Genomic DNA, 11611 nt, shown 5'->3' with positions numbered 1-11611 from the left:
CCTCCTCCACCGCGCGCTCGTTGATCTCATCCAACACGGCATCCGCCGACTCGCGGTCCAACGTGTGATCCGCAGCAGACAGCTTCCGTTCGGAATACGTGTCGGGCACCTGCTTAACCAGAACGACAACGTTCACGAGCCCTCCATCCCTCGTCGTCTTCGCGCCATCACAATAGTAGGACTTCCTACTATTTTACTACCGACGAGGTCGGTCGGACGCAGAGCCAGCCTGTGCAGAGAAACACACGCCCCTCTTCAGACACCGCGACCTGCTAAGACGAGGCTGGCGGGGCGGGCACTGCCCACCCCGCCCCGCCAGACCTTCCCGAGTCCGCCAAACTCGGCCGCCCGCTCCGTGCACGCTCCGACCACGCAGGACCAGAACGGAGCGTTCGAGCACGGCCGGGCGCTCAACCGTCGACGACGAGAAACTCTCGCCGCCGACGCTGAGGCTGTTGGTTTTGCGTGCCCGTCACGTGATCGTCAGAAACCTCACGCAGAAAGGCGGACGTTGACCTGCTTGGTGTGGGTGAATCCCTCGAGCATGCCCTCGAGGGAGACCTCACGTCCCATACCGCTCTGCTTCACGCCGCCGTAGGACTGGCCGATGACTTGGCCGCCACCCTGGTTGACTTGCACCCAGCCGGCTTCGATTCGATGGGCCGTGGTCAGCGCTCGGTTCAGATCGCTGCTCCACACGAAGGCCGCCAGCCCGTAGTTGGTGTCATTGGCCAAACGAATCGCCTCGTCCACGTCGCGCCAAGGAGTGACGACCAGGACGGGCCCGAAGATCTCCTCGCGGGCGATCCTCCAGTTCGGTTCAACCGCGTCGAACACGGTGGGCACGTGGTAGTAGCCCTCGGAGAGCGGCCCGTCCGATGGCGGCAGCCCACCGAGCGCGAGTTTGACCCCCGGCTGCGAACATCCGTCGGCGATGTAGTCGCGGACACCGCAGAACTGGGTCTCGTTGATGATCGCGCCCATGTCCGAGGCCTCATCCAACGGGTCACCGACAACGAGGTCACCCAACTTCTTGACCAGGCCGTCCATCACCTCGTCGTGCACGTCGGCGTGCACCAGCAGCCGCGAGCCCGAGGTGCAACTCTGCCCCTGGCGGTGGAAACGCGTTGCCAGCAGAAGCCCATCGATGAGGTCGTCGTCGACGGCGTCGGGGAAGACGATGGCGGGGTTCTTCCCACCGAGCTCGAGCGACGTCGGTGCGAGCCGATGTCCGGCTTGCTGTGCCACGAGGCGGCCGACCTCGGTGGAGCCGGTGAACGACACCTTGTCCACATCAGCGTGTTCCACCAGCGCGTTACCGCACACCCGCCCGCGCCCCGTCAGCATGTTCAGCACGCCGGGCGGCAGATGTTCCTGGCAAATCTCTGCGAGCAGGAGCAACGACAGCGGCGCGTCCTCGGCGGGTTTGGCCACCATGGTGTTGCCCGCCACCAATGCCGCCGGGATCTTGAACCCTGCGATCATGAGCGGCGAGTTCCATGGCAGGATCGCAGCCACGACGCCGAGCGGCTCTCGCCGCGTGTACTGCAATTGCCCCTCACCCGCGGGCAGCACGGTGCCCTTGACCTCGCCTGCGACACCGGCGAAGTATCGGAACAGGTCGACCAGCGTGGCGACCTCCGGCCTGGCTTGGGTCCGCAACGCGTTGCCGGTGTCCAACGCGGTCAGCCGTGCCAGTTCCTCGGCACGCGCCTCGATGTCGTCGGCAATGCGCGCCAACGCCCGCGAACGAACCTTGAAGTGCTCGGCAGCCCATGCGGGCTGAGCCCTCCGCGCCGCTGCCACTGCACGATCGACGTCGTTCGCGCCCGAGGCAGGCACACGAGCGATGACCTCGCCCCGCCGCGCTGGGGTGGTCACCTCGGACTCCCCGCCCTCCTGCGCCTCGACCCACTGCCCGTCCAGCAGCATCGGGTAGAGCTGCGAACGGACGTCCGCCACACCGTCGATGAGGTCCGCCGACCGTGTTCCCACCGTGTTGCCCATTTCCGTGCCTGCCTCCTCGCGTGGCCACCTGTACTCGCCGATGGCTCGGCCACGTCTCTTCCAGCGGGTCTGTCACTTCTTCGAATTGCTGCGGATGACTGCTGTCATCGGAGGTGGAATGCAGTCCAGAACCGGCTGGTTTCTGCAATATCTGCTCTCATCGATCGTAGGGCCGCTGTCGCTGCGCACAATCGCCAACAACGCAGAGCGGATGTGCGGGACTGCACAGCATGAAGTGTGCAGCCCCGCACATCGTCTGTGCCGAGTTGTCCGTTGCCAGAGGTCTGGCCCGATGCGGATACTGCCCGAAAAGCAGGCACGAACCGGTCTGCTCCCGCACCGGTCGCGACAAGGCGCTGCTTGTTCTTCCGTGCCTGGCATTTTCAGATACGCGCGAGGCCTCGCACCTGGCGAGCGCTGGAATTTTCGCTCGATTCGAACAGGAGCTAGATGTGACTACCAGAGGCCCGTTGGCAGACGCCTTGGTTCTCGACCTGTCCCGCGCCTTGGCCGGCCCGCACGCCGCCATGATGCTCGGTGACCTCGGCGCCAGAGTCATCAAGGTCGAGTCACCCGATCGCGGGGACGAATCGCGATCCTGGGGGCCGCCTTTCGTCGGCGACGATTCAACCGATGCCACCTACTACCTGTCGTGCAACCGCAACAAGGAATCGGTCCAGCTCGACCTCAAGAGCACTTCGGGGCAGGAGTCATTGCGCGAGCTGATCCGCCGCGCTGACGTGCTGATCGAGAACTTCCGACCGGGCGTGCTCGACCGCTTGGGCTTTCCACCCGCAGTGCTGGAAGAGCTCAACCCTCGTCTCGTGATGCTGTCCGTCTCGGGCTTCGGCCACGATGGACCGGATTCCCAGCGCCCTGGATACGACCTGATCGCGCAAGGCGAGTCCGGTTTGATGAGCCTCACCGGCCCCGATCCCGACCATCCGACGCGCGTCGGCGTGCCCATCGGTGACCTGCTGGCGGGGATCTACGGCGCGTTCGGCGTGGTATCCGCCTTGCACGACCGCACTCGTACGGGACGGGGTTCTGTCGTGCGCACGTCGCTGCTGGCCGCTCTGGTCGGGGCGCATGCGTTCCACGGAACCGCGTGGACGGCAGCCGGCAAGGTCGGCTCGGGTTCGGGAAACCACCACCCGCAGATCGCGCCCTACGGCACCTTCCGCTGTGCTGATGGGATCGTGCAAGTCGCCGTGGGCAGCGAGGGCCAGTGGCACAAATTCGCCGCTCTTCTCGGGCTCGACGCCGATGATGAGCGATTCGCCACCAACTCGCTGCGCCTCGCCAATCGGAGCGAACTCATCGCAGCGGTGGAAGACGTGCTGCTCACCCGTCCCCGGGAGTTCTGGCTCACCAGCTGCAACGAGGCGGGAGTGCCGGCTGGCGCGGTTCGCACCATCGACGAGGTCTACGAGTGGAAGCAGACCCGCAGCCAGGGATTGGTGCTCGAGGTCGACCACCCCGTCGTCGGCAAGATCGAGCTGCCTGGTCCGCCGCTGCGCTTCGAAAACTTCGAGGGGCAGCGCCTCGGACGGACCGAGCACACCGCACCGCCCACGCTCGGGCAGCACACGTCGGCCGTGGCCGAATGGCTGGAAGGGAGGTGAGCCACCCAGTGAGCGCAACTCAACGCCCTGCACGCCGAATCGTGCTGATCGGTCCACCCGGAGCAGGCAAGGGCACACAGGCGAAATCCATCTCCGCCAAACTCGGCGTACCGCACATCGCCACCGGCGACATCTTCCGGAACAACATCGCCCGCAGCACGCCTCTCGGCATCGAGTCGAAGTCCTACCTGGACAGGGGTGAGCTCGTCCCGGACCACGTCACCACCGGCATGGTGCGTCAACGTCTGGCGGAGGACGACGCCGCGGCTGGTTTCCTCCTGGACGGCTTTCCGAGAACCCTTTCCCAAGCGGAATTCCTGGCCGAGTCTCTCGGCGAGTCGGGCACACCGCTGGACGTGGTGCTGGAGATGAGCGTCGAGAGGGGCCAGGTACTGCTCCGACTGGCCGGTCGACGCACCTGCACCAGTTGCGGCAGTAGTTGGCACGTCCGATTCAATCCCCCAATCGTGCACGGGATCTGCGACCACTGCTCTAGTCCACTGGAGCGGCGGGCAGACGATGCGGAGGACGCGATCAACCGTCGGCAGGACCTCTACGCGCACGAGACCGCCCCGCTGCTGGGGTTCTACCGAAGGCAGGGCGTGCTCACGACGATCGAAGCGAGTGGCGCCGTTGAGGCGGTAACCGAGCGGGTGTTGTCAATCTTAACCGCGTGACCCGCGCGAAAGGGGCGGTTCACCTCTTAACTCTGAGGTGAACCGCCCCTTCTTATTTCACCGATCGGTGAACGAGGGCGCACGCTTGTCGACGAAGGCGGCCATGCCTTCTTTCTGGTCATCAGTGGCGAAGGTGGCGTGGAAGACGCGTCGTTCGAACCGCACTCCCTCGGCCAGCGTCGTCTCGTGTGCCCGGTTGACGCTCTCCTTGACCATCATCGCTACCGGGGTGGACATGCTGGCAATCTCCGAAGCGGTATCCAACGCTTCCTCGGTGAGCCGGTCAACTGGAACGACTCGGGCCACGAGGCCGCTGCTCTCTGCCTCGGTGGCATCCATCATCCGCCCGGTCAGACACATTTCCATGGCTTTGGCCTTGCCTACTGCCCGCGTGAGCCGCTGCGTGCCGCCAATGCCCGGGATCACACCGAGTTTGATCTCCGGTTGCCCGAACTTCGCGTTGTCCGCCGCGATGATCAGATCGCAAAGCATGGCCAGTTCGCACCCACCGCCGAGGGCGTAGCCGGAGACCGCGGCGATCATCGGCTTGCGCACCGCGGTCAACCGGTCCCAGGCTGCGAACCAGTCGCTGGCGTAGGCGTCCATGTAGGACAGCGGCTGCATCTCCTTGATGTCGGCGCCGGCGGCGAACGCTTTCTGGGATCCGATCAGCACGATGCATCCGATCTGACCGTCCTGATCGAGCTCGGACACCGCCGCCGTGACCTCGCCCATGAGCTGGGTGTTGAGCGCGTTGAGCGCCTCGGGCCGACTCAGCGTCACCACACCGACCGCTCCGCGATGCTCCACCTCGATCGTCGAGTAGCGGGTCACGCCCTCGCCTCCTTCTCGATGGACTCCCGGACAGCGTTGATGATCCCTGAGAAGTCGCGGTCGGCCCCGCCCTGCTGGCTGTAGTGGACGTACAGCTCGTGGGCGTGCTTCCCGAGCTCTGTCACCACCCCTGCACCGTCTGCGGCGCGTTGCGACAGCCCGAGATCCTTGACCATGAGTGCCGTGGCGAACCCGGGGTCGAAGTCGCTGTTCGCCGGGCTAGTAGTCACCGGGCCTGGCACGGGGCAGTTGGTGTTGAGAGCCCAGCACTGGCCGGTGGCCGTCGAGACCACGTTGAACAGCGCCTCGTGGGACACACCCAGCGCCTCTCCGAGGACGAACGCCTCGCTGACCCCGATCATGCTGATCGCCAGGATCATGTTGTTGCAGATCTTGGTCGCCTGACCTGCTCCGGACGCTCCGCAATGGACCGCACGTTTGCCCATCACGCTCAGGATGGGTTCGACGTTCTGGAAGTCCGCTGCCTCACCACCGACCATGAATGTCAGCGTTCCGGCCGTCGCGCCGACGACACCACCGGAAACCGGGGCGTCCAAGGCGCGATGACCGGCTTTCACCGCCAAGTCACGTGCCAAACGCGACTCACCGACCTCGATCGTGGAGGTGTCCACGAACAGCGTTCCCGGAGAGGCCGCCTCGAGCAGTCCACCATTTCGGTACAGGTCGAGGACGTGTTCACCACTGGGCAGCATGGTGATCACGACTTCCGCGCCCGTGCACACATCCGAGGCGGCTTCCACGATCTCCACGCCTTGCTCGGCGGCCGCGACGCAAGCCGATGCGGAAAGGTCGAAACCACGCACGTGGTGCCCGGCTCGGCTGAGGTTGGCCGCCATGGGGCCACCCATGTTGCCGAGGCCGATGATTCCGATGTCAGTCATCGCACTCCTCCATCGTTGCCAGGCCGAGCTCGTCGTCGCCCGCCGCGTAGAACTTCTCCACCACGTCCGCACTGACCTCGTCCAGCAGGCCCGGGCTCCACTGCGGGTTTCTGTCCTTGTCCACGACCTGAGCGCGGATCCCCTCGACCAGGTCCGGGGACGACAGCAAGGCGCACGACGTGCGGTATTCCTGCTCGAGACAGTCCTCGAGCGTGTCGAGTCCGCGCGCGGTGCGCAGCGCGCGCAAGGACACCTTCAGAGCGGTGGGCGACTTCGCGGAGATGGCCCCTGCCGCTCGTTCTGCCGCTTGGACCCCGCTGGATCGGAGGCGTCGCACGATCTCGGCGACATCGTCGGTGGCATAGCACTCGTTGATCCACTCCATGTCGGAGTCGAACGTCGATGGCGGGACCGGCTCGGAATGCCGCTGTACCGCAGCGTCGACAGCGTCCGATCCGGCGTTCGCGAGATCCTCGGCCAGCGACGCGAGAGAGTCGCTGGGCACGAAGTGATCCGCAAACCCGCACTTGATCGCCTCCGCCGGCCCCAGTTGTGCCGCGGTGAGGGCCGCGTGCGTGCCGAGTTCACCGGGTGCGCGGCTGAGCAGGTAGGTCCCGCCCACGTCCGGTACGAACCCAATACCCACCTCGGGCATCGCGATCTTGGTGCGTTCGGTGACGACGCGGACGGAGCCGTGCGCCGACACGCCCACTCCGCCGCCCATGACGATTCCGTCCATGATGGCGACGTACGGCTTGGGGTAACGCTTGATCCGCGCGTTCAACCGGTACTCGTCACGCCAGAACTTCTTCGGAGCCGGGTCGCCGACCAGGGCGGCGTCGTAGATGGCGCGGATGTCGCCACCCGCGCATAGTCCGCGGTCTCCCTCACCGTCGATCAGTACGCACGCGATCTCCGGGTCGTGTTCCCATTCGGAGAGGGCGTCGTCGAGCAACTGGACCATCTCGGCGGTGAGGGCGTTGAGGGCGCGCGGCCGGTTCAGCGTGAGCCGTCCCATTCGCCCACTGACGTCGACGAGAACTTCGGCAGCGGTCATCGGGCGGCTCCTAGCAGGTCACGGGACACGATGACGCGCATGATCTCGTTGGTCCCTTCCAGGATTTGGTGCACGCGCAGGTCACGGACGATCTTCTCGATGCCGTACTCGGACAAGTAGCCGTAGCCGCCGTGCAGCTGCAGCGCCTCGTTGGCCACGGCGAACCCGGTATCGCTGGCCACGCGCTTGGCCATCGCGCACAACCGCGTCGCCGATGGGTCCTTGGCGTCCGCCGCCGCGGCCGCGCGCCAGAGCATCGACCGCGCCGCTTCCAGATCGGTAGCCATGTCGGCAACGCGGAATTGCAGAGCTTGGAAGTCCCGCAGCACCTGTCCGAAGGCCTCGCGTTCGGACAGGTGGCGCACCGTGGCGTCCAACGCCGCCTGAGCGCCACCCAGCGAGCAGGCTCCGATGTTGAGTCGTCCACCGTCGAGGCCGGACATGGCGAGGCGGAACCCTTGTCCCTCGGCACCGATCAGATTCTCAACGGGAACCCGAGCGTCTTCGAACCGGACTTGGCGGGTGGGTTGGGCGTTCCAGCCCATCTTGTGCTCGTTCGGACCGAACGACAGCCCCTCGGTGTCCCACTCGACCACCAACGCGGAGATGCCTCGATGCCCGTCATCTCCGGTGCGGACGAAAACGACGTAGACGTCCGAGGCTCCGGCACCGGAGATGAACTGCTTGACGCCGTTGACCACGTAGTGGTCGCCTTCCCGGACTGCGCGGGTTGTCAGCGATGCGGCATCCGATCCCGCTCCGGGTTCGGTCAGGCAATAGCTGCCCAGCGCCTCCATCGAGCACAACCGCGGCAACCACCGTGCGCGCTGCTCGTCATTGCCGAAGCGGTCGATCACCGAGGCGACCATGTTGTGGATCGACAGGTACGCAGCCACCGCCGGGCATCCGGTCGCCAGCGCCTCGAAGATCACCGCAGCGTCCAGCCGGCCCAACCCTGAGCCGCCGTACTCCTCGCTGACGTAGATGCCTCCCATGCCCAGCTCTGCTGCCTTGCGCAGTTCACTGACCGGGAAGTGCTTGCTCTGGTCCCACTCCACGGCGTTGGGCGCCAGCAGATCGGCGGCGAACTCACGACAGGTCTCGGCCAGCGCCTGTTGGTCCTCGTTCAGGCAGAAGACACCGCCACTGTCGGCGCGTGCATCCATGTGTTCTTTCCTCCAGCACGAGTCGGACGCGGACGTCAGAATGGTTGGACGTCCGATTGAACGGTTACCGACTATTGCCGGAGATGTTCCCGAGTGGATCGAGCCGGCTCAAGAGGCAAGAGCACAGGGCGGGTGTGCAGAAACGCACGACTCCAAGGGTTCAGGGCAAAAGCTCGGCTCTGCGCTCCTCCACTTCGTCCTTCAGCGAGCGACTGATCACTTGAACCACTTGCCTGGACACGCTCTCCCGGCGCGCCGCCAGGTAGAACGACAAGCGCATGTCCACACCGAAGCTGCCCAACCGGGTGAGCTCCGGACAACGACGCGCCACGAAGTCCGGAAGCACGCCGATCCCGCCACCAGCCCTCGTCGCTTCCAAGTGCGCGAAGATGTTGGTGGAGCTGAACTGCGCGGTAACCCCGGGCAGGTGGCGCTCCAAGTCGAGGTCACCGACCCGAAGCATCGAACCGGTGTAAAAGATCAGCACGTGGTTGCGCAGGTTTTCGATCGTCTCCGGCACCCCGTGTTCGGCCAGGTACCCGGCGGCCGCGTACAGCGACAGCGAGTAGTCGGTCAGCTTCTCAGTCACCAAGCGACTTCCCGCCGGGGAACCGACCGCAACCGCGAGGTCGAAACCCGACTGGTGCAGAGCCAGCTCACGAGTCGCGGTGATCAGCTCAACGTTGAGCTGCGGATTCGCCCGTTGGATGCGAGTGAGCGCCGGCGCGACGAACAGCGCGCCGAAGCCATCAGGCGCCGTCACTCGGACCGTCCCCCGCAGAGAAGCCGAACTGCTACCAGTTGCGGCGTTGGCGACGTTCTCGATGGCCTCCTCGATCGGACTCGCATTCTCAGCGACTGAGCGCCCGATATCGGTCAGCTCCCAGCCATCGGCGCCACGCTCAACAAGCCTCACCCCTATTGCCTTCTCCAGAGCGGAGATACGCCGCGCAACAGTGGTGTGGTCCACTCCCAACGCCGATGCAGCGGCCACCAAGCGCCCGGTCCGGGCCAGCGCTAGCAAATGCCGGAGGTCGTCGGCTCGAAGCCTCGAGGTGTCAATATTCCTGTTGCTCATGCTGTGCCGCGATTCGATCTCGGTGGATGCGTTGTGGAAGGACGCGTGGTCCAACTCGGACGCCTCCCATTCTGTGCATTCTTGCACATTGAGTCTGCGTATCTACTGCTTGAACGCACATGCGCATCTAAGCGAGGCTCTCAAGACAGCGCGGGGACGCTGCGCTACCCCTCCTCCGAACCCGGAAGACACGATGGACCTCGACCTCAGCAATTACCTGGACGAGCCGACCCGCGAGCAGTGGCAAGAGCAGGTCCACAAGGTGCTGAAACGATCCGGTTCGGTCGGTGAGGAACCACCTGCCGGTCCGGTCGAGGACGTGCTGGACTCCACGACCCACGACGGGATCCGGGTGCGCCCGCTCTACACCTCCGCGCCCGTCGAGCCGGGGCTGCCGGGCCTGGCGCCGTTCGTGCGCGGCAGCCGGCCGCAGGGCGGCGTGGCCGAGGGCTGGGACGTGCGGCAGCGCCACGAGCACCCCGACGCCGCAGAGACCAACCGCGAGGTCCTGGCCGACCTCTACAACGGCGTCTCCTCGCTGTGGCTGCGCCTGGGCGCGGCCGGGATCGCGATCGACGACCTGCCTGATGCGCTGGGCGGCGTGCACCTGGACATGATCGGCGTGAGCCTGGACGCGGGCGCGGACTTCGCCGCCGCCGCGCAGGCCTACCTCGACCTCGCCGCCGAGCAGGGCGTGCCCACCGGGCAGCTGCGCGGCAACCTCGGCGCGGACCCCCTCGCGGTGCTGGCCCGCACCGGCCAGGCCGGTGACCGCGACGCCGCCGTGGAGCTCGCCCGGCGCTGCGCCGCCGAGTTCCCGCAGCTGGGAGCCCTGACCGTCGATGCGCTGCCGTTCCACGACGCCGGTGGCTCCGACGCCCAGGAACTGGGCTGCTCGCTGGCCGCCGCGGTGACCTACCTGCGGTGGCTCACCGAGGCGGGCATGGACGTCGACGCCGCCGCCGGTCAGCTGGAGTTCCGCTACGCCGCCACCGCCGATCAGTTCCTGACCATCGCCAAGCTGCGCGCCGCCCGCCGCCTGTGGGAGCAGGTCACCCGCTCCTGCGGCGTCAGCGAGCAGGCGCGGGCGCAGGTGCAGCACGCGGTGACCTCGCAGGCGATGCTCACCCGCCGCGACCCGTGGGTGAACATGCTGCGCGCCACCATCGCCACCTTCGCCGCCGGAGTCGGCGGCGCCCAATCGGTCACCACGCTGCCCTTCGACGCCGCCATCGGCCTGCCGGACGACTTCGCTCGCCGCATCGCCCGCAACACCCAGGCGCTGCTGCTGGAGGAATCCCACCTCGCCCAGGTCATCGACCCCGCAGGCGGCTCCTGGTACGTCGAAACCCTCACCGACGAACTCGCCCGCACCGCCTGGGCCTGGTTCCAGCGCATCGAAGCCACCGGCGGACTCCCCCAAGCCCTCGAGACCGAGCTCATCCAGGATCAGCTAGCCGAAACATGGGAACAACGCCGCGAAGCCATCGCACACCGCCGCGACCCCATCACCGGCGTCAGCGAATTCCCCCACCTCGACGAAACACCTCTCCAACGCACCCCCGCGCCACCACAACCCAGCGGCGGTCTCCCGGTGCACCGCTACGCCGAAGACTTCGAACTGCTCCGAGATGCCGCCGACGCCCGGCTGGCCGAGACCGGCGAACGACCAGCGGTCTTCCTCGCCACCCTCGGCCCCTTGGCCAAGCACAACGCGCGGGCCTCCTTCGCCCGCAACCTGTTCGCCGCCGGTGGACTCGCCACCCCGGATGCAGGACCCACGGAGTCCCCGAAGGAGGTGGTCAAGGCATACGCCGAGCGTCCGAACCCTGTGGTGTGCCTGTGCTCCAGTGACGACGTCTACGCAGCGTGGGCCACGGACGTGATCCGTTCGCTCCGCGAGGCCGGGGCGAAAACCATCCTCCTAGCCGGACGGCCAACCGATGACCGCGGCGTGGACGGGTACGTGCACACCGGCTGCAACGTCATCGAAATCCTCCGCGACGCTCATCGATCACTGGGAATCGAGTCATGATGATCCCGAACTTCGCCGACATCCCCCTCACTGATCCCGAACCTTCCACGCCGGAACGCTGGCAGCAAGAAATCCGTTCGGCCGTCGGAAAGTGCTCTGATGAGTTGGCGTGGGAGGCGCCGGAGGGCATCGACGTCCAGCCGCTCTACACCGAATCCGATGTGGACGGTCTGGACTTCCTGTCGACCTACCCGGGGCTGGCGCCGTTCCTGCGCGGGCCGTACCCGACG

Annotated in this window: 10 protein-coding genes and 1 pseudogene; 4 read left to right on the top strand and 7 right to left on the bottom strand. The window is 66.3% G+C overall.

Annotated elements, in window-relative coordinates; all coding sequences use genetic code 11:
- Both E1202_RS30055 and E1202_RS30050 read right to left on the bottom strand, forming a co-directional pair.
- Positions 1 to 136, bottom strand: a pseudogene (locus tag E1202_RS30055) (electron transfer flavoprotein subunit beta); the annotation flags it as partial.
- Between the two features lie 356 nt (positions 137 to 492).
- Positions 493 to 2007, bottom strand: coding sequence for an aldehyde dehydrogenase family protein (locus E1202_RS30050; RefSeq protein WP_132686690.1), 1515 nt, complete (start codon positions 2005 to 2007; stop codon positions 493 to 495).
- A gap of 230 nt (positions 2008 to 2237) precedes the next feature.
- On the opposite strand from E1202_RS30050, the gene E1202_RS30045 reads away from it, so the two are divergent.
- Together E1202_RS30045 and E1202_RS30040 are read left to right on the top strand one after the other, a co-directional pair.
- Complete coding sequence (locus E1202_RS30045) at positions 2238 to 3632, top strand: CaiB/BaiF CoA transferase family protein (protein ID WP_132686689.1); 1395 nt, start codon at positions 2238 to 2240, stop codon at positions 3630 to 3632.
- A gap of 8 nt (positions 3633 to 3640) precedes the next feature.
- Positions 3641 to 4309, top strand: a complete 669-nt coding sequence (locus E1202_RS30040; RefSeq protein ID WP_235879107.1) for an adenylate kinase — start codon at positions 3641 to 3643, stop codon at positions 4307 to 4309.
- 57 nt (positions 4310 to 4366) lie between these two features.
- Here the strand turns inward: E1202_RS30040 and E1202_RS30035 are convergent, their stop codons facing one another.
- The 5 genes from E1202_RS30035 to E1202_RS30015 all read right to left on the bottom strand — a co-directional run bounded on the left by E1202_RS30035 (position 4367) and on the right by E1202_RS30015 (position 9400).
- Complete coding sequence (locus E1202_RS30035; protein WP_132686687.1) at positions 4367 to 5143, bottom strand: enoyl-CoA hydratase; 777 nt, start codon at positions 5141 to 5143, stop codon at positions 4367 to 4369.
- Positions 5140 to 6045 (bottom strand): 3-hydroxyisobutyrate dehydrogenase, encoded by a 906-nt coding sequence (mmsB, locus tag E1202_RS30030; RefSeq protein WP_132686686.1) that lies wholly within the window; start codon positions 6043 to 6045, stop codon positions 5140 to 5142. The genes E1202_RS30035 and mmsB overlap by 4 nt, the downstream gene beginning before the upstream one ends.
- On the bottom strand, positions 6038 to 7102 hold the full coding sequence (locus E1202_RS30025) for an enoyl-CoA hydratase/isomerase family protein (RefSeq protein ID WP_132686685.1): 1065 nt from the start codon (positions 7100 to 7102) through the stop codon (positions 6038 to 6040). The genes mmsB and E1202_RS30025 overlap by 8 nt, the downstream gene beginning before the upstream one ends.
- A complete protein-coding gene (locus E1202_RS30020) occupies positions 7099 to 8268 on the bottom strand; it encodes an acyl-CoA dehydrogenase family protein (protein WP_132686684.1) in 1170 nt (389 codons plus the stop codon). The genes E1202_RS30025 and E1202_RS30020 overlap by 4 nt, the downstream gene beginning before the upstream one ends.
- A 160-nt stretch (positions 8269 to 8428) precedes the next feature.
- Positions 8429 to 9400, bottom strand: coding sequence for a LysR family transcriptional regulator (locus E1202_RS30015; RefSeq protein ID WP_207918998.1), 972 nt, complete (start codon positions 9398 to 9400; stop codon positions 8429 to 8431).
- Between the two features lie 139 nt (positions 9401 to 9539).
- On the opposite strand from E1202_RS30015, the gene mutA reads away from it, so the two are divergent.
- Both mutA and E1202_RS30005 read left to right on the top strand, forming a co-directional pair.
- Positions 9540 to 11381, top strand: coding sequence for a methylmalonyl-CoA mutase small subunit (gene mutA / locus E1202_RS30010; protein ID WP_132686683.1), 1842 nt, complete (start codon positions 9540 to 9542; stop codon positions 11379 to 11381).
- Positions 11378 to 11611 (top strand): methylmalonyl-CoA mutase family protein (locus E1202_RS30005; RefSeq protein ID WP_328591031.1); only part of this gene is annotated, 234 nt, incomplete at its 3' end. The genes mutA and E1202_RS30005, both read left to right, overlap by 4 nt.

This window comes from Saccharopolyspora karakumensis, assembly GCF_004349225.1.
GTDB lineage: Bacteria > Actinomycetota > Actinomycetes > Mycobacteriales > Pseudonocardiaceae > Saccharopolyspora > Saccharopolyspora endophytica.
Note: the sequence above shows the minus strand (reverse complement) of the source record. Positions and strands in the feature narration are given on the sequence as shown.

Coding starts and splice junctions, on each gene's coding strand:
- E1202_RS30020 (WP_132686684.1), bottom strand. CDS start 8,268: ATGGATGCACGCGCCGACAGTGGCGGTGTCTTCTGCCTGAACGAGGAC.
- E1202_RS30025 (WP_132686685.1), bottom strand. CDS start 7,102: ATGACCGCTGCCGAAGTTCTCGTCGACGTCAGTGGGCGAATGGGACGG.
- mutA (WP_132686683.1), top strand. CDS start 9,540: ATGGACCTCGACCTCAGCAATTACCTGGACGAGCCGACCCGCGAGCAG.
- E1202_RS30045 (WP_132686689.1), top strand. CDS start 2,238: ATGAAGTGTGCAGCCCCGCACATCGTCTGTGCCGAGTTGTCCGTTGCC.
- E1202_RS30050 (WP_132686690.1), bottom strand. CDS start 2,007: ATGGGCAACACGGTGGGAACACGGTCGGCGGACCTCATCGACGGTGTG.
- mmsB (WP_132686686.1), bottom strand. CDS start 6,045: ATGACTGACATCGGAATCATCGGCCTCGGCAACATGGGTGGCCCCATG.